Annotated in this window: 23 protein-coding genes; 13 read left to right on the top strand and 10 right to left on the bottom strand. The window is 44.0% G+C overall.

The window, feature by feature from the left end; genetic code table 11:
* Nucleotides 1-32: 32 nt before the first annotated feature.
* The 5 genes from A6D97_RS21960 (at nucleotide 33) to A6D97_RS04645 (ending at nucleotide 3,792) form a co-directional block, all read left to right on the top strand.
* Nucleotides 33-173: a hypothetical protein gene (locus A6D97_RS21960; RefSeq protein ID WP_017067451.1), complete on the top strand. Its 141-nt coding sequence runs from the start codon at nucleotides 33-35 to the stop codon at nucleotides 171-173.
* A complete protein-coding gene (locus tag A6D97_RS04660) occupies nucleotides 166-849 on the top strand; it encodes a spondin domain-containing protein (RefSeq protein WP_065583911.1) in 684 nt (227 codons plus the stop codon). Before A6D97_RS21960 ends, A6D97_RS04660 begins: the two co-directional genes overlap by 8 nt.
* Before the next feature lie 9 nt (nucleotides 850-858).
* Nucleotides 859-1,539 carry a spondin domain-containing protein gene (locus A6D97_RS04655; RefSeq protein ID WP_017072230.1) on the top strand — a complete coding sequence of 227 codons (681 nt, stop codon included), beginning with the start codon at nucleotides 859-861 and terminating at the stop codon, nucleotides 1,537-1,539.
* 81 nt (nucleotides 1,540-1,620) lie between these two features.
* Nucleotides 1,621-2,352, top strand: a complete 732-nt coding sequence (locus tag A6D97_RS04650) for a response regulator transcription factor (protein ID WP_017067448.1) — start codon at nucleotides 1,621-1,623, stop codon at nucleotides 2,350-2,352.
* Nucleotides 2,353-2,418: 66 nt separating this feature from the next.
* The gene (locus A6D97_RS04645) at nucleotides 2,419-3,792 is read left to right on the top strand and encodes a HAMP domain-containing sensor histidine kinase (protein WP_065583910.1); all 1,374 of its coding nucleotides are present in this window, start codon (nucleotides 2,419-2,421) and stop codon (nucleotides 3,790-3,792) included.
* 49 nt (nucleotides 3,793-3,841) lie between these two features.
* On the opposite strand, the gene A6D97_RS04640 is transcribed toward A6D97_RS04645, so the two are convergent.
* Together A6D97_RS04640 and A6D97_RS04635 are read right to left on the bottom strand one after the other, a co-directional pair.
* Nucleotides 3,842-4,306, bottom strand: coding sequence for a hypothetical protein (locus A6D97_RS04640; protein ID WP_017064489.1), 465 nt, complete (start codon nucleotides 4,304-4,306; stop codon nucleotides 3,842-3,844).
* A 158-nt stretch (nucleotides 4,307-4,464) separates the two neighbouring features.
* Complete coding sequence (locus A6D97_RS04635) at nucleotides 4,465-5,394, bottom strand: DMT family transporter (RefSeq protein ID WP_065583909.1); 930 nt, start codon at nucleotides 5,392-5,394, stop codon at nucleotides 4,465-4,467.
* Between the two features lie 149 nt (nucleotides 5,395-5,543).
* On the opposite strand from A6D97_RS04635, the gene A6D97_RS04630 reads away from it, so the two are divergent.
* Nucleotides 5,544-6,002, top strand: coding sequence for an Lrp/AsnC family transcriptional regulator (locus tag A6D97_RS04630; protein WP_017062622.1), 459 nt, complete (start codon nucleotides 5,544-5,546; stop codon nucleotides 6,000-6,002).
* A 169-nt stretch (nucleotides 6,003-6,171) separates the two neighbouring features.
* Here the strand turns inward: A6D97_RS04630 and A6D97_RS04625 are convergent, their stop codons facing one another.
* Entirely contained in the window at nucleotides 6,172-6,414 is a 243-nt protein-coding gene (locus A6D97_RS04625; protein ID WP_017062621.1) for a hypothetical protein, read from the bottom strand.
* Nucleotides 6,415-6,683: 269 nt separating this feature from the next.
* Nucleotides 6,684-7,259: a hypothetical protein gene (locus A6D97_RS04620; RefSeq protein WP_065583908.1), complete on the bottom strand. Its 576-nt coding sequence runs from the start codon at nucleotides 7,257-7,259 to the stop codon at nucleotides 6,684-6,686.
* Between the two features lie 96 nt (nucleotides 7,260-7,355).
* Here A6D97_RS04620 and A6D97_RS04615 point away from each other — a divergent pair, with 96 nt between their 5' ends.
* The 5 genes from A6D97_RS04615 to phaC all read left to right on the top strand — a co-directional run bounded on the left by A6D97_RS04615 (nucleotide 7,356) and on the right by phaC (nucleotide 12,927).
* Entirely contained in the window at nucleotides 7,356-8,039 is a 684-nt protein-coding gene (locus A6D97_RS04615; protein WP_017072234.1) for an SH3 domain-containing protein, read from the top strand.
* A gap of 529 nt (nucleotides 8,040-8,568) precedes the next feature.
* Complete coding sequence (locus A6D97_RS04610) at nucleotides 8,569-9,309, top strand: SDR family oxidoreductase (protein WP_017062618.1); 741 nt, start codon at nucleotides 8,569-8,571, stop codon at nucleotides 9,307-9,309.
* Nucleotides 9,310-9,335: 26 nt separating this feature from the next.
* Nucleotides 9,336-10,547 (top strand): acetyl-CoA C-acetyltransferase, encoded by a 1,212-nt coding sequence (locus A6D97_RS04605; RefSeq protein ID WP_065583938.1) that lies wholly within the window; start codon nucleotides 9,336-9,338, stop codon nucleotides 10,545-10,547.
* A gap of 130 nt (nucleotides 10,548-10,677) precedes the next feature.
* Nucleotides 10,678-11,025 (top strand): phasin family protein, encoded by a 348-nt coding sequence (locus A6D97_RS04600; RefSeq protein WP_017062616.1) that lies wholly within the window; start codon nucleotides 10,678-10,680, stop codon nucleotides 11,023-11,025.
* A gap of 75 nt (nucleotides 11,026-11,100) precedes the next feature.
* A complete protein-coding gene (gene phaC / locus A6D97_RS04595; protein ID WP_017072236.1) occupies nucleotides 11,101-12,927 on the top strand; it encodes a class I poly(R)-hydroxyalkanoic acid synthase in 1,827 nt (608 codons plus the stop codon).
* Between the two features lie 127 nt (nucleotides 12,928-13,054).
* On the opposite strand, the gene A6D97_RS04590 is transcribed toward phaC, so the two are convergent.
* From A6D97_RS04590 to napF, 6 genes are all read right to left on the bottom strand, one after another.
* On the bottom strand, nucleotides 13,055-13,192 hold the full coding sequence (locus tag A6D97_RS04590) for a TIGR02808 family protein (protein ID WP_010430103.1): 138 nt from the start codon (nucleotides 13,190-13,192) through the stop codon (nucleotides 13,055-13,057).
* Nucleotides 13,193-13,203: 11 nt separating this feature from the next.
* Nucleotides 13,204-13,785 carry a NapC/NirT family cytochrome c gene (locus A6D97_RS04585; RefSeq protein WP_017064495.1) on the bottom strand — a complete coding sequence of 194 codons (582 nt, stop codon included), beginning with the start codon at nucleotides 13,783-13,785 and terminating at the stop codon, nucleotides 13,204-13,206.
* Nucleotides 13,786-13,814: 29 nt separating this feature from the next.
* Nucleotides 13,815-14,276: a nitrate reductase cytochrome c-type subunit gene (locus A6D97_RS04580; protein WP_017062614.1), complete on the bottom strand. Its 462-nt coding sequence runs from the start codon at nucleotides 14,274-14,276 to the stop codon at nucleotides 13,815-13,817.
* A 125-nt stretch (nucleotides 14,277-14,401) separates the two neighbouring features.
* Nucleotides 14,402-16,891 (bottom strand): periplasmic nitrate reductase subunit alpha, encoded by a 2,490-nt coding sequence (napA, locus tag A6D97_RS04575; RefSeq protein ID WP_017062613.1) that lies wholly within the window; start codon nucleotides 16,889-16,891, stop codon nucleotides 14,402-14,404.
* The gene (locus tag A6D97_RS04570; RefSeq protein ID WP_019824440.1) at nucleotides 16,888-17,193 is read right to left on the bottom strand and encodes a chaperone NapD; all 306 of its coding nucleotides are present in this window, start codon (nucleotides 17,191-17,193) and stop codon (nucleotides 16,888-16,890) included. Before A6D97_RS04570 ends, napA begins: the two co-directional genes overlap by 4 nt.
* Before the next feature lie 23 nt (nucleotides 17,194-17,216).
* Nucleotides 17,217-17,696, bottom strand: coding sequence for a ferredoxin-type protein NapF (napF, locus tag A6D97_RS04565; protein ID WP_017062611.1), 480 nt, complete (start codon nucleotides 17,694-17,696; stop codon nucleotides 17,217-17,219).
* A gap of 253 nt (nucleotides 17,697-17,949) precedes the next feature.
* On the opposite strand from napF, the gene narQ reads away from it, so the two are divergent.
* Both narQ and A6D97_RS04555 read left to right on the top strand, forming a co-directional pair.
* Nucleotides 17,950-19,680 carry a nitrate/nitrite two-component system sensor histidine kinase NarQ gene (gene narQ / locus A6D97_RS04560; RefSeq protein ID WP_065583907.1) on the top strand — a complete coding sequence of 577 codons (1,731 nt, stop codon included), beginning with the start codon at nucleotides 17,950-17,952 and terminating at the stop codon, nucleotides 19,678-19,680.
* Nucleotides 19,667-20,299 carry a response regulator gene (locus A6D97_RS04555; RefSeq protein ID WP_017062609.1) on the top strand — a complete coding sequence of 211 codons (633 nt, stop codon included), beginning with the start codon at nucleotides 19,667-19,669 and terminating at the stop codon, nucleotides 20,297-20,299. The genes narQ and A6D97_RS04555 overlap by 14 nt, the downstream gene beginning before the upstream one ends.
* The last annotated feature ends 123 nt before the right edge of the window (nucleotides 20,300-20,422 follow it).

The following is a 20,422-nucleotide window of genomic DNA, read 5'->3' as shown; positions in this document are numbered from 1 at the left end:
GGATAAACTTGTGAGAGTTTTATGAGAATTCAATGAAGTTGCTGATAGATTTGATCGTCATTCTTAGAGTCAACAACACCACAGTTCGTTCTGGCAAAGGTAACGGTATATCGCTGTTATTCGTTTTGTTGGCAACGATAGGACTCGATAAAGGATGGAATCAAAATGAATAAACGTACTCAAATCAGCTTAGTGATCAGCTCGGCTATGTTGGCCTTCGGAGCGGCTCAAGTTCAGGCTGCTGAGCTTGAAGTCACTGTCACTAATGCAACGAAAGGGATCTACTTTACGCCTATCTTAGCGGCGGCTCATGACTCAAGCTTGTTCATGTTTAGAACGGGTGAAACGGCTTCTTCGGAACTAGAGTCCATGGCCGAAGGTGGCGATATTTCAGGTTTATCTGGTGTCATTGCCAACGCGGGAGGCGTGGTGGTTGAGAACCCAGCGGCCGGCATCCTCAATCCAGGCGTCGCAACTACGTTTGATATCAGTACTGGTGATTTAGAGTACCTATCATTGGGTGCAATGTTGCTGCCGACAAACGACGGCTTTGTTGGTCTAGATAGCTGGAAGATCCCAACTCAAGCGGGCACCTACAAAGCGACTCTAAATGGTTATGACGCAGGCACAGAAGCCAATGATGAGCTGGCGGGCAGTATGCCGAACCCTCCATTCATTACCTTTGGCGCTGGTGGCACAGGTGTAGAAACGGCAGTATCAAACGCTAAGGTTCATATTCATCCAGGTAACATTGGTGATGGTGATGCGGCGGGCGGCATCAGTGACCTCGATAGCAGTAGCCATCGATGGTTAAACCCTGTTGCAACTATCACCATTGTTGTGAAGTAAGGGGGATGTATGAAAGCTAGAATTCTATTTATCGCTGCATCAGTAGCTGTGTTAGCGGGTTGTCCGGACGATGACGACGATTACTATCGCTATGATGTGAGTGTTACTAACCTCACCCCCAATCAACCAATGTCACCACTCGCGGTGTTGACTCACAATACGAATTTTGATCTGTTTGAAGTTGGGCAAAGTGCCTCTGTCGATCTGGAATACTTGGCGGAAGGGGGTAGTAATGCACAATTGCTTGCGCTCAGTGACAGTGACGCCAATGTTTATCAAGGCATCTCAGGCAATGGACTGATTCTTTCAGGTGAGCAAGACACGGTGTCGATTCGTGTCGACCCAAATCAAGAAGGGTATATCTCAGTTGCTTCCATGTTGGTGAACACCAATGATGCGTTTGTCGGCGAATCCGGATTATCGCTCAAGTCATTAGCGGTGGGTGATACCTTTACCATGAACATGAATGTTTGGGATTCGGGAACTGAGCTGAACGATGAGCTTGCTGCAACCATTCCGGGACCAGCAGGCGGTGGTGAAGGTTTTAATACCACACGAGACGACACCGATATAGTGAGTTTTCACTCTGGCGTAATCAGCCAAGATGATGGCCTTACGACTTCTACTTTAAGTGCAAATCATCGTTTCCTTAACCCCGGTGCAAGAATCACCATTACTCGAACTCAGTAACAGGTTGAAAGCACGATGAAAGAATTCCTGCTCTGTTCCGGTCAATTGAAAGGTGGGCGGACTCAGAATAGAGCAGGGATCATGAATAGTGCTGCGGTAAATTTGATGGCAAACATATTGTTGGTTGAAGACGATGATGACTTGGCTGAACTGGTGCAGATGCATCTTAAGTTCCAAGGGCATAACGTAATCAGAGCTAATGTGATTGAAAAGGCTCAGGCGCTCTATAAAGAGGGTCATTTCGATTTGATCGTACTGGATCGTGGCTTACCAGACGGTGACGGACTCGATTTCTGTCGAATGTTGCGTCAGCAAGAGGATTGGACGCCAGTACTCATGCTAACCGCAAGAGACGCTGAGTTAGATAAGGTGTCAGGCTTAGAAGCCGGTGTTGATGACTACATAACGAAACCTTTCAGCGTTCTCGAGTTTCAAGCAAGAGTGAGGAACGTGCTTCGCCGTTTAAGCCATGTCGAATCAGCGACTCAAGAGGTTGTGACAGCAGAATCGATTATGAATTTTGGTGTGCTCACTATTCAACCTGAACGCCATCAGGTGTCACTCAATAACCAAGACGTACCGCTGACAGCTACCGAGTTTACCTTACTTCATTTCTTAGCAACCCGCCCGGGGCGTGTGTATAGCAAAGACGAGCTGCTCGATCATGTTTGGAATACTCATCACTCTGGCTATCACCATACCGTTTGTAGCACAGTCAACCGGTTAAGAACCAAGCTTGCGATGCCGAATAGTGATGATGATTTCATTAAAACCGTTTGGGGTGTGGGCTATAAGTTTGAGTCGAAAGCTTAGGCCTATGTGTCGCGCCCGAAGTTTACTAAAAGGCCAGTAAGACCTAAGAGCCATCGAGGAGAGAACATGAGTTTCAAATCGCGTTTAGTGTTGTTCACCAGTTTGTGGTTTCTGCTCGTGAGTGTGGTGATTGCTTATACCTATAATTGGCAAAAAGAGACCATAGAACAAAGAACTAAGCAGAGCTTACACAAAGAGCTCGCGGTTCATATGCGCGATGATAACCCTCTGATGATAGGGACTGACTACAACCCCAAAGCCCTTAAATCCATATTTCATACCTTGATGTTGATTGGTCCCGATTTCGACATTTATTTTCTCGACAGCCAAGGAAATATCACGACGCACGCTGCGCCAGAAGGCACTGTGTTGGCAAGCCAGATAGACTTAGCACCCATTAGACAATTTTTAAATGACGAGCCTTATCCGATTCTTGGCGAAGACCCTATCAATCCTGATTCTCGTAAGGTGTTTTCCGTTGCTGCGATTGAAGAGTTGGGTTCAACAGTTGGGTATCTGTATGTGTTGATTGGCAGTAATCGCCATACCGTGATTGCTAATTCGCAAGTCGACACACCTTATATGGCGCTAGCAGGACTTATGCTGATCTCTATCTTAGGTTTTGCGATTGGGGCTTACCTGCTCGTGAAGCGCAGCCTCTTAAACCCTATCGAAGAAGTTACAAACAAGCTGCAACAACAAGCAGAGCAAGATTTTCGATTGGACCCGAACTTCATTCATCAAGTACCAGAATTGGTGCCGATTGCACGCTCGTATCAGTTGATGGCGAAGCACATTCAACAGCAATTTTTGCAACTTGAATATCAGTCGTCACATCGAAGACAAAGCTTATTACAGCTCAGTCATGATTTGAAAACGCCATTGTCGAGTGTATTGGGGTATCTAGAAACGTGGAGGATTCAAAACCCACATTCGGAACCACTCATAGATGTGGCATATCGCAATGGCAACAAGTTATCTGAACAGCTCCATTCGCTGTTAGATAGCGCCAAGAATGATAACCCGGTACCCACATATCAATACGCTTCAATCGATTTCAATGGGCTGATGAGCGAATGCTTAGAAACGATACAAAGCCAATATCGCCATAAAAATGTTGAGTTGAACATTAATATGCCTATTGGAATCAAGGCTGTGGGTGACAGTGATCTGCTTGAGAGGTTGATTTTGAATCTGTTAGATAATGCATTGAGGCATAGCCCAAGTGGCACTGTGGTGTCGTTAGATGTTGGTTTTGAAGCGGATTCCAAACGGGTGAAGGTGGTGATTCATAATGAGGTTGAACTGGAAGCGCCGAATGGTTCTTTGGGAATAGGAACCAAGATCGCGCAGTCGATACTGATGTTGCATCACAGTGTGCTAGAAACAACAAAGGCAGAGAACTCCTTTCAGCAAAGCTTTTACTTGCCTTCGGTATAGCTCTATCTGCCTTCGATTTAGCTTGATGTGTACTTACGTAGAAGTAACGTTAAGCGTCTTTTCTGTCTTCGTTACCTTCGTTCACTTTCGCGTAGAAGTGAAGCAGCTCAGTTAATTCTTTAACCCAGCCAAACGCATCTTTAGGTGCGTTCTTTAAGATCTTTTCTACTTTCTCACAGTGCACTTCGATTGCGATTGCTTCTTCAAGGTTGAAAGAAATTGAGTAGAAGTGCCAAAGCAGTAGGCGAGTCATTCGCTCGATGTTCTGTTGCGAGTTATCCGACTCTGAGAAGGCGAGGTTCACTTCACCAAGCGCGATAGCGGTCATTCGAAGCATTGCGTCAAATTTTGCTGATTGCATGCGCTCTTCGCTGGTGACTTCTTCTTGCTCGAACGTAAACAATTCTGTCATTGCATCTTCAGGAACAAGGCGATGAATCATTCTTAAACTAAATTCTTCTAGTTCATGGCGAGGCATGGTGATTAAGCAATTTAAGGTGTAGTCGCGTTGCATGGTGTTCTCTTGGATCTGCAAAAAGGTCGGACAGTTTAATGGAGAAGCGAGTTTAGAAAAAGCAGATTTTAGATAAGCCTGCGTTGGCAGGCTTATCAGTGTACTACAAGCCCTAAAATCGATGCTTAGGGGAACTGTATTTAGGTTTGAACGCAGTATCAGGCTTTGCTATGGCTTGGCGGTTGGTACTGCATCGACTGGTCGTTTCTCATGAATATGTTGCTCGCGACCAAACTGCCGATGCAAATAGAACCAAGGGCGAGCCAAGTCATCGCATCAGGAATCTCGTTGAATAGTGGGATCGCCAACAAGGTCGCCACTGCGGGTGTTGCACTGCCAAAAGCGGCAGAGCGTTCAGCCCCTAAGGTATTAACCGCATAAAGGTAAGTGAACGCAGCGATTAAACCCGCCCCAACGCCTTGCACTGTTGAATGAACGGCAAGCTCCGTGAAGGGCCAATTAGCGATTGGTGTTTCCATTAGGTGGCTTGGGAGGGTTCCAGTCAGGATTAGGACGAGTAAAAGCAAAGTAGAACAGAGAGAAATAAAACCGGCACTGACTAACGCATTAAGATTAGCGACACGGGCTGAGATGGTGAACATCGCCCACATTAAGCTTCCGCATAAAAACAACAAATGACCTTTGGTGTATTCGAAGTTGAAGCTGCTTAAGCTACTCCCTAAAAACAACAGTATGCCGAGCAAAACCAAACCTAAACCAACAACACGATGTCGGCTGAGTGGCTGCTTAAAAAAGAGTACCGCAATTCCTGTAACGAACAGAGGAAGCGTGCCCGGAACAAGAGCACTGCCATGAGATACCGGAACAAACTGCATGGCCGTTCCGGCAACAAGCAGATAAGGTAATCCGCTACCTACGAACATACCCGTTAGATACCGTTTAGGGACGACGGCAATTGCGCTGCGTGCTTTCCACATCAAAGGCAATAACACCAAAGCCGGTATGAGAAATCTTGTGAGAGCGATATCGGCAGGTGTTAAATCTGAATTTGCGCCGCCTTTAAGAGAAAGAAAAAAGCTCGCCCAAATGAGTAGGGTGACAGTAATAGATAAGTAGCCAAGATTCATAATATAGAAGGAGAGTGGGTGATGACTCATTATGGAACAGTTGGTGTGCCACAGGTTGGCAAGTTTTGGCTAAACTTGAACTATCGTTGATGATTTCTGCTAATATTCACCAAATAATTAACGGATTTAACTAATGTTTGGCATTTACTATGGATAGAATTGATAGGCATCTTCTCGAACTGCTACAAAAAGATGGCAGGTTAACCACGGCTGAACTTGCTGATGAAGTGGGTTTATCACCTTCGCCTTGTGCAAGACGAGTCAAAAGGCTAGAAGAAAAGGGCATTATTGACGGTTATCGTGTGAGCTTGTCACGAGAACAAGTCGGCATCGCAATGAGTGTGTTTGTTGAGGTGAGCCTAAACAACCACCAAGAAGTGTCGATAGATAAGTTTGAGGCGGCTGTTGTAGAGATGGAAGAGGTGATCAGTTGCCACGTTGTATCTGGGGCTTATGACTATTTGCTAGAAGTGGTTAGCCCGAACTTGATGGCCTACGAGGCATTTACAAGAAAACTTCAAAGGCTCTCTAACGTGAAAGATATTCATACCCACCTTGCGATAAGACAAGTAAAAGGCAATGCACCACTGCCAATTTATACCGATTAAGCCAAATTCTGAGCAGTAACACGAAGGCAGAATGAGCTGAAAACGAAATGGTTTACTCCTGAAGTAGAAGCGCGGTCAATATCAAAAATCATCCATTAAGTGTCAGGCTTCAGGCAATAAAAAACGGAGCACCTCGTGAAAGGTACTCCGTATATGATAGGTGCAAAACTTAGTGATACTTAAAGTTAGAGATTGAACAATCCCCAGTTTGTGCATTAATTCTGAATGAAAAAGCATGTGAATGATAATCCACGCCGTCATTCCAAATTGTCTCTCCAAATATCTTACATAGCTCTAGCTCACTTACTGAACCGAACTCTTCCATGTGTTTAGCTACAGATAAAAGTTTACCTCTTATCTCTGCAGTCCATTCCGTGTTACTCAAGCAGTTGAAAGCCATAGTCTTTTGCATATTACCTAGCCAAAATGTTTCTTGTTATTAAGTTATATGAAGATTCATGATAACAATTTTCTGGCGTTTGTAAATCTATTTTGTGATGAATATCTCACATACTCGCTTGCATTGGTCGGAAATTGAACTTCATTGTTGATAGATAGCACATTACTTTTACAACCTATTGATAAAGCTTTGATTAACGAGTTCTTAGAATATTATGAATGGGATTGAGCATATTTATCGGAAAAGTCCAGTCGAACGAGTGAGAGAATCTAATGGTGATTTCAGTTTGATGCATCGTTTGCTGGTTGGTTTATGTGGCGCGCTTCATCAATCATCGTCGCTTCTCTGCGGTATTTTGAAGACAGCTGACGGAATTTTTCACTGAGTGTATGGAGATCTCGGGAGAGTGATTGTGAGCTTTGGACGTGCACCTGCGCGCTTTCTGCCTGGCGTGGGAGTTTTGCTTTGGTGCAGTGTTTGGCGACGGCTTGCCATGAATACGCTAGAGAGTCAGCGCCTTCAAGTTCACTAGACACAACATACGCCTGTTGTAGCAAAACCTCGGAGACGTCATACGCGGTATTCATATGACTATTGAGCTGCACATTAAACCTTTCTTCATACTTTGCCCAAAGCTCAATGATCTGCTTTTCATTAAAGTGTTTAGATAACAATGTCTGTGACTCATAGGTTGAAAGAACTTGGTTGAACTCTTTGGTGTACTGACTATAGCGACCTTCAAAAGAGAGCTGACGATCCAACAGTGTTTGCCAGTTTTCACGGTCACAATGATTCGCTAGAGCGACATTGGCACTCAAAGTTACGCTTACAATGATAACTTTCCCCCAAAAACTCATGACTTTCCTCTACTTACCGTGCGCTCTATTGAGAGTATAGATGAGCAGCAGCATGAGTTGATGTACACTTGAGACATACCTATAACGGAAGAGCTGGTGGATTTGATGAAAAAAGCGCTGATCGCTTTACTTGTGTTGTTGATATTGGGCGGAGGGGGAGGAGCGGCATACTACTTCTTAGTCATGAATAAAGACCCAATCCCACAAGAGAAAACGGAAGAGCCGGCGTTAGAAGCTACCGAGCAATCTGAATCTGACCTCGTACCCATCATGGATCTTCAGCCTGAACCAGAGCAGACGGAATTTTACGTTTTGGAGAGAAAGCTAGAAGTGGTCGAGCAACCTGAAATTGATGGCTTGATAACGGATTACCTCTACAAAGGGGAAAAGGTGGAGGTACTCGAGAAACAGGGAGAATGGGCTCGTATCTCAGACTATATTGTCCTTAAAGATGGCGGCCCACAGACGGCGGAATGGGTCTCTATGTCAGGCTTATCGAATGATGAAGTCATTATTTCGGAAAAAGAAAGCAAAGAGATATTGGATTCCTATTTGGTTAAGTCTGATGATCTCAAGATCCATCAAGAAAAATTCCGTAATTCGGTGGCTAAACTGATCTCTGAGGGGGAGTGTGCCCCAAGTGATTTTGAAGAATTAGGCGGATGGGTGAAATCTGTTAAGTACAGCAATCGAGATGTATATTTTATTTATTGTGGTGGGTTGTCCCTTGAAAACAAAATTTATCTTGATGTAAATACAAATGAAATATTTACGAAGTAAGATCCCACGCTCTATTTAATAATGCTATTTACTAAAGCCCACTCATAGGTTGAGTGGGCTTTTTTGTCTATCCATAATGTTCATCTTTCCCATTTAGAACGTTAATTATATCGAAGGTTATATAGAATAATTAGGAACCATTTATTAATGGCTAATAAGAGTTTTGTTATTATTCTCGTGATCAATCATTTCAAATTCCCACATTGCATTATTCTTGAAACAAGCTGAGAGATATAGATTTATCTCGTATTTACAAAGGCTTATCTGCTTGGTGATAAAAGTAAAATTAAACAAACCTTATTAATATCAGAGTCTTGCGTTGATTTACATAATCGTAACATTTCATTGGTTTTGGGATGCAAGTCTAGTTTTTAATCATAATACGAAAATATTTTATATTTGTAATAATAATTTTTGATTTTGAGTTGTAGGGTTTAATTAAAGCAAAACGTAAAGTTTAATTATCAACTAAGACATTATCTTATTAACATCATTGTTATTTAATTGCTTGTAAGGGATGGAACCATTAATGAAAAAGCTTGCTTTAATTACAGGGTCAAAAGGCGGTATCGGCTCAGCAATTTCCTCTAAATTAGTTGCAGACGGCTATCGTGTTATCGCGACTTATTTTACTGGAAATTACCAATGTGCCTTGGATTGGTTTAACGAAAAACAATTCACCGAAGATCAAGTGAGATTGTTTGAATTAGATGTTACCAATACTGCGGAATGTGCGCTGAGCTTAAGCAAGTTGTTAGAAGAAGAAGGCACGGTGGATGTGCTGGTCAATAACGCAGGTATTACACGTGATAGCGTCTTTAAAAAGATGGATGCCGAAGCGTGGAAAGATGTGATTGAAACGAACTTAAACAGTTTGTTCAACGTGACTCAACCTTTGTTCGCTCCTATGTGTGAAAAGGGTAACTGCCGTGTCATCAACATCTCTTCCGTCAATGGTCTTAAAGGTCAATTTGGACAGACTAACTACTCAGCAGCGAAAGCTGGAATGATTGGTTTTTCTAAAGCTTTGGCTGCAGAAGGCGCTCGTAGCGGCGTAACCGTGAACGTGATTGCCCCTGGCTACACAGCAACTCCTATGGTTGAGCAAATGAAGCCTGAAGTACTGGATTCAATCAAGAACCAAATTCCGATGAAACGCTTAGCAACACCTGTTGAAATTGCAGACGCAGTGGGCTTTTTAGCGAGTGAATCTGGCGCGTACATTACAGGCGAAACATTGTCTGTGAATGGCGGCTTGTACATGCAGTAATTGGCGAAACTGAAGGGGTTGGAATGATGGAAAAAGTATTTATTGTTGCGGCTAAGCGCACTCCTATTGGTGCATTTACCGGGTCGCTAAAAAACGTATCTGCGGGTGAACTGGCTGGCGTTGCGATCAAAGGTGCACTTGAGTCTGCCGATCTTTCGTTAGATGCGATTGATGAAGTAATCGTCGGCAACGTGATTTCGGCAGGTCAAGGCATGGGGGTTGCTCGTCAGGCTTCCATCTATGCAGGGCTTCCTGAGGAAACACCAGCATACGGCGTGAACATGATTTGCGGCAGCGGAATGAAATCAGTGATGGACGCAGCGGCGCACATCAAAGCACAAGATGCTGAAGTGGTTATTGCTGCTGGCGTTGAAGTGATGTCACAAATTCCTTTTGTGGTACCAGCGAGCGTTCGTAATGGTCACAAAATGGGTGACATCTCAATGAAAGACTTACTGGTTGGTGATGGCTTAACCGATGCGTTTAATCACTACCACATGGGCATGACCGCTGAAAATATCGCGAACACGTTGAATATTTCGCGCCTAGCTCAAGATAACTATGCCTTAGAAAGCCAACAAAAAGCCGTTGCTGCGATTGAGGCGGGTAAGTTTAACGAGCAAATCGTGCCTGTAGAAGTTAAGCAGCGCAGACAAACCGTCACTTTTGATACCGATGAGTATCCGAAGTCAGACGCGACATTCGAAGGTCTGCAAAAGCTTCGTCCAGCTTTTGACCGTGAAGGGTCTGTTACGGCAGGTAACGCTTCGGGCATCAATGATGGCGCGAGTGCAATCATCTTAGCCTCAGAGAGTGCAGTAGCGAAATACGGACTGACACCACTGGTAGAGCTAACGAGCTACGCACAGTCTGGATTAGATCCAAAGATTATGGGTTTAGGCCCAGTAGAAGCCGTTTCTAAAACGCTTGATAAGGCGAATCTCACTCTAGAAGAAGTAGATTTGTTTGAATTGAATGAAGCGTTTGCAGCACAAGCTCTTGGCGTAATGTACCAATTGTCAGAGCAGCATGACTTACCGCTTGATGAGTTCAAGCCAAAGGTCAATGTGAATGGTGGTGCAATCGCGCTTGGCCATCCTTTAGGTGCTTCAGGCAATCGAATTATTGTTTCACTCATCCATGAAATGCTTGAACAGAAAACGACTTATGGCGTTGCTTCACTCTGTGTGGGTGGGGGAATGGGAACCGCTGTTTTGCTAAAAGGTATTGAAGGTTAGAGCCTGATATATCGGTAGCAAGCTTAAATATCGGATCAGCTTTTCAAAGCATCGCGAGTTAATCGATGAGCGTTGGCTGAAACGATAGTGACACAAATTTATTAAACTATGTATTCATCAGGAGTTACTTATGTACACGGATATTTTCAAAACAATTACTGACCAAACTGAAAAGCAATTTGAACCGTACTTAAAGTTCAACAAGTTGGTTGCAAAGAACGTCCAAACGATGACAGAACTGCAAATGAATGCAATGCAGACTTACACGAACATGGGTCTTGCGCAAATGAAAGCAGTGACTGAAATCAAAGACGTGACTAGCCTAACGGCGTTCAACAGCCAGCAACTAGCAGCGCTAACTCAATTGTCTCAACAGATGATGAGTGATAGCTCAAAAATGCAAGCTGCTGCAAAAGAGTTCAAAGAAGATGTTGAAACACTAACAACTGAAAACTTGAAAACAGTTACACCTGCATAAATAAAATCGCCATCGAGTCAGCACAGTGTTTACTGTGAGGCTAGGTGGCGATTTTCCGATTATTGGAGTCATGTTATGTTTCAACACTTCTTTTCGGACTACCTTGTTAAACTTCAACAAACAAACCAGCAATGGTGGGAAAACTTTGAACAAAACAAGGAAGCCGCGCAATCTCCCCTAAATCAAGCGATGCAAGAGTTGAATTTTGATGATGCGTCAAAAATCTTCGAGCAAGCCGCTAACCAACCCGCCGTTCTCCTTCAGTTACAATCCCAGTGGTGGGAACAGCAACTTAAGATTTGGCAAAATGCCGCACTGATGGGTAATACCGAAAGCGTCATTACTGAAGAGCGCAGTGATAAACGCTTTATTGATGAAGCGTGGAAAAATGACCCGTTTTACAGCTTTATCAAGCAGTCTTATTTGTTATTCAGCAAAAGCTATATAGACACCATTAATTCAATCGAAGGCATAGACGAGAAAACCAAGGAACGTGTGGCGTTCTTTTCACGTCAGGCTATCAATGCTCTTTCTCCTAGTAACTTCATTGCGACTAACCCAGAGTTGATGAAGCTAACGCTTGAGCGCAATGGTGAGAACTTGCTAGATGGGCTAGAGCAGCTACAAGCTGACGTTGAAGCGAGCGCGGATATCCTCAAGATCCGTATGACCAACAATAATGCCTTCCGATTAGGTGTTGATGTTGCGAACACGGAAGGTGATGTCGTTTTTCAAAATGATCTGTTCGAGCTTATTCAATACTACCCAAAAACACCTCAGGTGAACGCCACGCCTTTGTTGATCGTTCCTCCATTCATCAATAAGTACTACATTCTCGACCTTCGTGAAAAGAACTCAATGGTTCGTTGGTTGCTTGAGCAAGGGCACAGCGTCTTCATGATGTCTTGGCGCAACCCAGGTGAAGCGCAAAAAGACTTAGAGTTCGGTGACTATGTCACGGAAGGCGTAGCGAAAGCCGTGACGGCAATTGAAGATATCACGGGTAAAGAGCAAATCAATGCTGCAGGTTACTGCATTGGTGGTACTGTTCTCGCTTCAACGGTCGCTTACTATGCTGCTAAAAGAATGAAGAAACGCATTAAAACTGCGACCTTTTTTACGACTCTATTAGACTTCTCTCAGCCGGGAGAGGTTGGCGCATATATCAATGAAACGATCATTAACGCCATTGAGAAACAGAACGATGCTAAAGGATTCATGGATGGTCGTTCATTAAGCGTGACATTCAGTTTGCTTCGTGAAAACAGCCTGTACTGGAACTACTACATTGATAACTACCTAAAAGGCAGCAGCCCAATGGAGTTTGATCTGTTGTACTGGAACAGTGACAGCACTAACGTTGCAGCTAAATGCCATAATTTCTTGCTGCGTGAGCTTTACCTTGAGAATAAACTTGTTCAAGACAAAGGCGTGAAAGTAGGCGGTGTCTGGATTGATCTCAATAAGATAAAAATACCAAGCTACTTCATTTCAGCGAAAGAAGATCATATCGCGCTTTGGCAGGGGACTTACCGTGGTGCCTTGAATACCGGTGGCAACAAGACGTTCGTGCTTGGTGAATCTGGTCATATCGCGGGTATTGTTAACCATCCAGATAAGAAGAAGTACGGGTTCTGGCTGAATGACAACCTAGACGACTCGGCGGATGAGTGGCTAACTAATGCGACTCATAATGAGGGGTCTTGGTGGACACACTGGAATCAGTGGCTACAAGGTTTTGAAACTGACGAAAAAATCGAACCTTTCAATCAAGGCTCAGAGCTTAATCCTGTGATTGGCAAAGCGCCAGGCAACTATGTAAAACAGGTGCTGCCGATTGTCGATCAAGAGCAGGTTGATAAAGAGACCGCAGAGAAAGAAGCGCCAGAAAACGAAGCTTAGGGCGTTAAGTCACATTCAATTATAAAGATACACAACGTCAGATAATAAAAAAGCCACTGAAATCAGTGGCTTTTTCGTATCAACTCATATCAGAATTATCTGGTAGAAGTTGATGGAATCTCGATTGTTAATCGATTTCTTTGTCTTTACCCATAGATAAAATCCAAAGAGATACGGCTGCAACACCTGCAAAGCCACCAAGAATGATAACTGGCATAGCGCTGTAACCTAGGATGTGCCAAATTACGCTTTCTAAAGTACTCATTCAATCGCTCCTTATTGCCAGCCTTCAACGCCGTGCATGTCTGGTAGTTTGTGTGCAATACCTTTGTGACAGTCTACACACGTTTTATCACCAGAAGCTAGCGCAGTCGAGTGTTGTTTCGCACTACGGGGGCTCTGCTCTGAGAAGTCCATGTAATCGAACTGGTGACAGTTACGACACTCAAGTGAATCGTTCTTCTTCAATCGAGCCCATTCGCGTTCCGCTAGGTGAGCACGACGTGCTTTGAACTTTTCTTCAGTATTGATGGTTTTCGCAATAAAGTGTGCGTATAGCTCTTTAGATGCTTGAACCTTACGAACAATTTTATCTGTCCATTCATGAGGAACGTGACAGTCTGAACAGATAGCACGAACACCAGAACGGTTAGAGTAGTGAATTGTCTCTTGGATTTCAGCAACGATAGGTGCGTGACAGCCAGAACAGAATTCTTCCGTGTTGGTTGCCTCCATACCCGTGTTGAATGCACCCCAGAACAAAAGACCACCCGAGAAACCCAAGAACAAAACAACGCCTACGGCTGCTTTGCTTGGTGTCGCAAGTCTTTTCCAAAACGCTTTAAGTAATTTTATCATATATAGCCTCTCTTACAGTCCGGCTACGATTAACGCAGTGAATCTACAGGTTTGAACTCGTTCTCAACTAGTGGCTTAGCATTAGCTTGAGGTACGTGACACTGTAGACAGAAGTAACGACGAGGTGATACGTCTGCAAGTACCGCATCTTCACGGTTCATGTAGTGAGTTACACTCACTTTAGTAGCACCCATTTCTTTTGCGTTTTTCCAGCTGTGGCAAGAAAGACACTTGTTAGCGTTAAGAGAAACTTCATAGCTACGAATAGTATGAGGTACTAGAGGTGGTTGGTATACGTAGTCACTCTCAAGTACTTGGTCACGAGGGAACTTTTTGAAGTCATCTGCTGCGCGAGTTGCTTCAAGTTCACTTGCACCACGTAGAGATTCTACGCCACCAATGCCGCCTGGGTTATCCAGTTCAGCTTCAGCTTGAACTGCACCAGCTAGCAAAAGACCAGCTGATAGTAGGGCAGTAATCAGTTTTTTCATGGTTAATTTCTCCGCCTAAAGGCTAATTCTTTGAGTGGACTACTTCTTTCAAAAAGTAACGAAAAAAGCAGTCGCAATATTAAAAACGTCAGATCTACGAGCTAAGTGGTAAGAACATATTGTCCTTAAGCGACCTTAGTGATCTTAACTGGACACTTCTTGTAATCCGTCTGTTTAGACAGAGGATCCGTTGCATCCAAGATCAACTTGTTGATCAGAATTCTTGCATCAAAGAATGGTACGAATACCAAGCCTTGTGGTGGACGGTTACGACCACGAGTTTCAACACGAACGCGTACTTCACCACGTTTGTTTTCGATAAGAACTTCATCACCACGGCGAAGACCACGAGCTTTAGCATCAGCAGGGTGGATGTAACAAAGTGCATCCGGTACTGCTTTGTAAAGTTCTGGTACACGACGAGTCATAGTACCTGTGTGCCAGTGCTCAAGAACACGACCTGTACATAGCCACATATCGTATTCATCGTTTGGTACTTCAGGTGGCGCTTCGTATGGTGCATTGATGATCAGTGCTTTACCATCTGGTTTGCCGTAGAAGTCCCAATCAGAACCTTTCTTAGCATATGGATCTGAACCTTCTTTAAAGCGCCATAGTGTCTCTTTACCGTCAACAACAGGCCAACGTAGACCACGAACTTGGTGGTAGCGATCGTATGGTGCTAAATCGTGACCGTGGCCGCGACCAAAGGCTGCGTATTCTTCGAATAGACCTTTTTGAACGTAGAAACCTTGAGCTTGTGCATCGTCGTTAAGCTCTTGAGCTTCAGACAGTGGGAATGCATCAACGTTGCCGTTTTTGTAAAGCACGTCGTACATGGTTTTGCCACGGTACTCAGGCATTTTCGCAACCAGTTCTTCACCCCAAACTTCTTCAATAGTGAAGCGCTTAGAGAATTCCATGATTTGCCATAGGTCAGACTTAGCTTCACCTACAGTTTTCACTTGTTGGTACCATGCTTGTGTACGACGCTCTGCGTTACCGTAAGCGCCTTCTTTCTCAATCCACATTGCTGTTGGAAGGATGAGGTCAGCCGCTTGAGCTGTTGCCGTTGGGTACGGGTCAGAACATACAATGAAGTTATCTGGGTTACGGTAACCTGGCAGACGTTCAGTGTTGATGTTTGGACCCGCTTGCATGTTGTTGTTACACATTACCCAGTAAGCGTTGATTTTACCGTCTTTCAACATACGGTCTTGAAGAACAGCGTGAGCGCCGGGTACCGGTGGAATGGTGCCTTCTGGAAGTTTCCAGATATCTTCTGCAATTTTACGGTGTTTAGGGTTAGCAACCACCATATCGGCAGGTAAACGGTGAGCGAATGTACCAACTTCACGCGCTGTACCACACGCTGACGGTTGGCCAGTTAGTGAGAATGGGCTGTTACCTGGAGTAGAAATCTTACCTGTAAGAAGGTGGATGTTGTACACAAGGCTGTTCATCCATACGCCACGAGTATGTTGGTTCATACCCATAGTCCAAAGTGACATTACTTTGATGTTTGGATCGGCATATTGCTTAGCCAGCTTGATAAGGTCTTCTTGAGATACACCTGACATTTCAGACGCTTTCTCAACTGTGTATTCAGCAACAGACGCTTTGTAGTCTTCGAAAGAGATAGCAGTCATTTCGCCTGAGTTAGGGTTTGCGGCTGCTTTCTGTAGTGGATCATCGTCACGCAGACCGTAACCGATGTCTGTCGTTGCTTGCTTGAAGTTCGTGTGCTTGTTCACGAAGTCCCAGTTAACCGCATCGTTTTGGATGATGTAGTTTGCGATGAAGTTTGCGATCGCAAGGTCAGACTGAGGGTTGAAGATGTAACCCGTGTCTGCAAGCTCGAAAGAACGGTGGTAGTAAGTAGACAGTACGTTTACTTTAACGTGTGGGTGGCTTAGACGACGGTCTGTAATACGAGTCCATAGTACTGGGTGCATTTCTGCCATGTTTGAACCCCACAGTACGAATGCGTCTGCGTGTTCAAAGTCATCGTAACAACCCATTGGCTCATCAATACCGAAAGTGCGCATGAAGCCTACTACAGCAGAAGCCATACAGTGACGAGCGTTTGGATCTATGTTGTTTGAACGGAAACCCGCTTTCATCATCTTAACGGCTGCGTAGCCTTCCATTACTGTCCATTGGCCTGAACCGAACATACCAACACCTGTTGGACCGTTCTTCTTCAGTGAAGCTTTCCATTTCTCAGCCATCACGTCGAACGCTTTGTCCCAAGATACGGGTGCGAAATCACCATCTTTATGGAACTCACCATCTTTCATACGAAGAAGAGGTTGTTCTAGACGGTCTTTGCCGTACATGATTTTTGAAAGGAAGTAGCCTTTGATACAGTTAAGGCCTTTGTTTACAGGAGCTTCTGGATCGCCTTGAGTCGCAACCACTTTACCGTTTTGAGTACCTACTAGTACTGAACAGCCCGTACCACAAAAACGACAAGGCGCTTTATCCCACGTGATTTTTGTTTGATCAGAGCTAGCAATCAGGTTGGTTGCTGTTGCCGGTAGAGTTACACCTGCAACGGCTGCCGCTGATGCAGCTGCGTTTGCTTTCACAAACGCACGTCTTGTCATTTTCATACTTCACCCTCAAGTTGAGAATTGTTGCTTCCAGTTTCTAAATCCGTTTCGTCCAGTCCAGTCTCGATTTGGTGATAAACCAAAGCTGTCCCTAAAACGTTCGTAATATTATTAATTTCTTCGATGGTGTCCGTTACAAAACCTTGGTTCTCGGTTTCTAGGACCACGATGATTTTGCCTTCAGGGCTGCTGCCGTAAATCTCTGCATTATCGAATTGCTCGATTTGTGCTTTGATCTCGTCTAGATGCTCTGGGCTCACATGCACGACTAAACTTGATATATGCACTTCATTTAGTGCCATAAATTGCTCTCGTTATTTTTGTTTTATGCATTACTCACAAGAATAGCCGAAGTAGGGCAAATTGCTACGCAGGCCCCACAACCGCTACACTCATCTAACTCGATTTTTGGTAGAGCAACACTGCCTGCTCTAAGTTCAAATTGAATGGCCATAGGTTCACACATGTCACCACAGCTTCGGCATTCAACATTTTGTTGCGCTAAACACTTATCAGAGATTTGTGCTTTTGCTTGCCAAGGCTCTCCTTGCTTTGGCTTAAAAATGGGTTCGGGACAAACATCTGCACATTGATAGCAGAACGTACACTCATCAATAGAGAAATCTACAGTGGGAAAACCACCATCGCCTACAATGATTATCTTAGTCTCACAACTCTCGATGCATTTACCGCAGCGAGTACAGTCATCTGTAAAGCTTTCTAGGCTGTCAATCCAAGGCAAACGAATCTGGCTTGAGTCAACTTTTCGTCTTGAAAAAAGACGGCGTTTTGATAGATCTACCACTAGATACCTATAGATGTTACTAAGATGTTGTAATTGTAGGTCATTATTCTATTAATATCTTGTAATGAGTCCTCACAAGTAGTGTAGTTTTAGAAACAATTGTATAAATACCCCCTAAGGGCTAATTGGGGGCATATATTGTCTTAGATCAATAAATTACGGAGCGAGTGATCACATATTGAATGGAGCTATGATTTTTGATGTGTGACAATACGATATCGCTGGCAAGTCATTTATCAATAGGAAGGCACTTTTGCTTATAAAACCGGTTTCATCTGTAACAAGTACGATAGCAAAATCTTTGCTCTCTATACTGCTGTTGTCGGTTGCTACGACTGGCTTTGCCATCTTTACTTTGGCTTCAAGTTTGAATGATGCGGAAGCGGTTAACGTGGCCGGTTCAATGCGAATGCAAAGCTACCGTTTAGCCCATGATATTCAAATAGAATCTGTCGATTATGAATCTCATATTCGTGAATTCGAAAGTTCTCTTTACTCTCCATCCATGACTAATTTGGTCAGTTGGAATGTTCCGACAGACATCACAGAAGATTACTATTTAATTATCGGCCGTTGGCATGAGCTAAAACAGGTCTTGAATAGCGAAGAGCGCGATCACTATCTCGTGTTGGTTGAAAACTTCGTGGCTGAAATCGATGGCTTCGTTTATAAGCTGCAAGAGTTCTCTGAAGACAAGTTAATAAAGTTAGCGTGGGCTGGTGGTATCGGCCTTGGTGGGATTCTGGTCATATCTCTTTTTGTTGTTCACTTTGTACGTAAACAAGTTGTTAAGCCACTCCACGCGCTCGTTGGAGCCAGTCAGCGGATCAAAAACAGTGACTTTGAGGTGGAATTAAATGTCACTAACAACAATGAACTGGGCATTCTGACTAAGACATTTAACTCGATGGCCAAAGATTTGGGCGTGCTTTATCGAAACCTTGAAGATGTGGTGGATGCAAAGACGATTGAGCTGCAAAATGCGAACCAGTCGCTGCAGGCACTTTATAACTCGTCACAAGAGCTCACGGTGACGCGTATTGCTCCTGAAAACTTCCGAGCTATCTTGCAGCATCTCGTGAGCTTGGAAGGGATTGGATCACTGAGGCTCGAGATTGTCGATAACTCAGGCCGTTCATTGATTATGGATGAAGGTTACGATTCGAATTTAGACTACGAAAAGTTTGAGATGAAACTCGACGATAACGAACTTATTCTCGGCTATTTATACTGTTCATATCACCACGGGCACTCAACTAAAGCTCTGATCGAAAGCTTCATTCAACTGCTATCGAGAGCGATCTACTACAATCGTGCTCAAAAGAAAGCTGAACAGCTTATTATCATGGAAGAGCGTGCCACGATTGCACGTGAACTCCACGATTCATTGGCTCAATCACTGTCGTACTTGAAAATTCAAGTTACACTATTAAAGCGTGTGATTGGCAAACTGCCAGAGCAACAGCACCGAGAGCAATCTGAACAAATCGCGTCTGAGATCGGAAACGGCTTAGCCGACGCTTATACCCAGTTAAGAGAGCTACTCACCACATTTAGGTTGACCATTAAAGAGGGCAACTTTGGAGACGCCTTAAGTACCATGCTTGAGGCGCTCAGCGAGAGAACCGATGCGAAGATTAACCTCACTAATAATCTCTCATCGATCGAGCTTGATGCGCATAGTCAGGTTCACTTGCTTCAATTGATTCGTGAAGCAACAATAAATGCAATAAAACACGCCAATGCCGACTTGATAGATGTATGCTGTATCGATGAGGACGGTGAAGTATTAGTCGTGATAAAAGATAATGGAGATGGCTTTGACTCAAGTAGTTCCAAGGTGAACCACTACGGGATGAGCATTATGCAGGAGCGTGCGGCAAGACTGAATGGCGACTTGACGATTGAAGCGGCGCAAGGTGAAGGCTGTACAGTCATATTGAAATATAAAAGTTTGAAGGAAGTTAAAGTTGACGATTTGTAAAGTAATGCTGGTTGATGATCATCCATTGATGCGCAGAGGTATAAGCCAATTACTGAGCTTTGAAGACGAATTCGAAGTGATTGCAGAAGCAAGTAACGGCACTGAAGCGGTTGCTCTTGCTCATGAAGAAGAACCTGATTTGATCCTTTTGGATCTCAATATGAAGGGCATGTCTGGTTTAGATACCTTGAAAGCACTTCGCACTGACGGTTCTAGCGCAAACATTGTTATTCTAACGGTTTCTGATAGCCCTGCAGACATTGAAGCGATTGTAAAAGCAGGCGCTGATGGCTACTTGTTGAAAGACACTGAACCCGATGAGTTAATTGAACTGCTTAAGCAAGCACACAGCGGTGACAAGGCTTACAGCAGTGTGGTTGCTCGTTACCTAAATGATGCTGGAAGCCGCAATGATATCTTCGAACAACTGACTGAACGTGAAATGCAGATCCTTCAAGAAGTCGCGAAAGGTTACCGTAATAAGCAGATCGCCGATCACCTGTTTATTTCTGAATCGACAGTTAAGGTACATATGAAAAGCTTGTTGAAAAAGCTGCAAGTGCCTTCCCGTACCGCTGCAACGGTTCTGTATCTAGAACGCTATGGTGAAATGAAGTAGGGCTTGTTCCTTTGAGATAACACTATTTCAAGCCTGACTGTTTATACATTTTGTACATGTCTCGATAGTTTTAACGATGTTGAGAAAGTGACATTAAAAAAGGCGCTGAACTTATTAAGTTCA

The organism is Vibrio sp. ZF57, assembly GCF_001691235.1.
Classification (GTDB): Bacteria; Pseudomonadota; Gammaproteobacteria; order Enterobacterales; family Vibrionaceae; genus Vibrio; species Vibrio crassostreae_C.
The sequence above is the reverse complement of the archived record's forward strand: the minus strand, read 5'-3'. Positions and strand labels throughout refer to the sequence as shown.

What these genes read in the sequence shown, in the direction of transcription:
- A6D97_RS04635 (WP_065583909.1), bottom strand. Translation starts at nt 5,394, where the DNA reads ATGAATCTTGGCTACTTATCTATTACTGTCACCCTACTCATTTGGGCG.
- A6D97_RS04570 (WP_019824440.1), bottom strand. Translation starts at nt 17,193, where the DNA reads ATGGCACTAAATGAAGTGCATATATCAAGTTTAGTCGTGCATGTGAGC.
- napA (WP_017062613.1), bottom strand. Translation starts at nt 16,891, where the DNA reads ATGAAAATGACAAGACGTGCGTTTGTGAAAGCAAACGCAGCTGCATCA.
- A6D97_RS04625 (WP_017062621.1), bottom strand. Translation starts at nt 6,414, where the DNA reads ATGCAAAAGACTATGGCTTTCAACTGCTTGAGTAACACGGAATGGACT.
- A6D97_RS04600 (WP_017062616.1), top strand. Translation starts at nt 10,678, where the DNA reads ATGTACACGGATATTTTCAAAACAATTACTGACCAAACTGAAAAGCAA.
- A6D97_RS04645 (WP_065583910.1), top strand. Translation starts at nt 2,419, where the DNA reads ATGAGTTTCAAATCGCGTTTAGTGTTGTTCACCAGTTTGTGGTTTCTG.
- A6D97_RS04655 (WP_017072230.1), top strand. Translation starts at nt 859, where the DNA reads ATGAAAGCTAGAATTCTATTTATCGCTGCATCAGTAGCTGTGTTAGCG.
- A6D97_RS04585 (WP_017064495.1), bottom strand. Translation starts at nt 13,785, where the DNA reads ATGATAAAATTACTTAAAGCGTTTTGGAAAAGACTTGCGACACCAAGC.
- A6D97_RS04620 (WP_065583908.1), bottom strand. Translation starts at nt 7,259, where the DNA reads ATGAGTTTTTGGGGGAAAGTTATCATTGTAAGCGTAACTTTGAGTGCC.
- A6D97_RS04650 (WP_017067448.1), top strand. Translation starts at nt 1,621, where the DNA reads ATGAATAGTGCTGCGGTAAATTTGATGGCAAACATATTGTTGGTTGAA.
- A6D97_RS04660 (WP_065583911.1), top strand. Translation starts at nt 166, where the DNA reads ATGAATAAACGTACTCAAATCAGCTTAGTGATCAGCTCGGCTATGTTG.
- A6D97_RS04610 (WP_017062618.1), top strand. Translation starts at nt 8,569, where the DNA reads ATGAAAAAGCTTGCTTTAATTACAGGGTCAAAAGGCGGTATCGGCTCA.
- A6D97_RS04640 (WP_017064489.1), bottom strand. Translation starts at nt 4,306, where the DNA reads ATGCAACGCGACTACACCTTAAATTGCTTAATCACCATGCCTCGCCAT.
- A6D97_RS04605 (WP_065583938.1), top strand. Translation starts at nt 9,336, where the DNA reads ATGGAAAAAGTATTTATTGTTGCGGCTAAGCGCACTCCTATTGGTGCA.
- A6D97_RS21960 (WP_017067451.1), top strand. Translation starts at nt 33, where the DNA reads ATGAAGTTGCTGATAGATTTGATCGTCATTCTTAGAGTCAACAACACC.
- A6D97_RS04580 (WP_017062614.1), bottom strand. Translation starts at nt 14,276, where the DNA reads ATGAAAAAACTGATTACTGCCCTACTATCAGCTGGTCTTTTGCTAGCT.
- A6D97_RS04590 (WP_010430103.1), bottom strand. Translation starts at nt 13,192, where the DNA reads ATGAGTACTTTAGAAAGCGTAATTTGGCACATCCTAGGTTACAGCGCT.
- phaC (WP_017072236.1), top strand. Translation starts at nt 11,101, where the DNA reads ATGTTTCAACACTTCTTTTCGGACTACCTTGTTAAACTTCAACAAACA.
- A6D97_RS04630 (WP_017062622.1), top strand. Translation starts at nt 5,544, where the DNA reads ATGGATAGAATTGATAGGCATCTTCTCGAACTGCTACAAAAAGATGGC.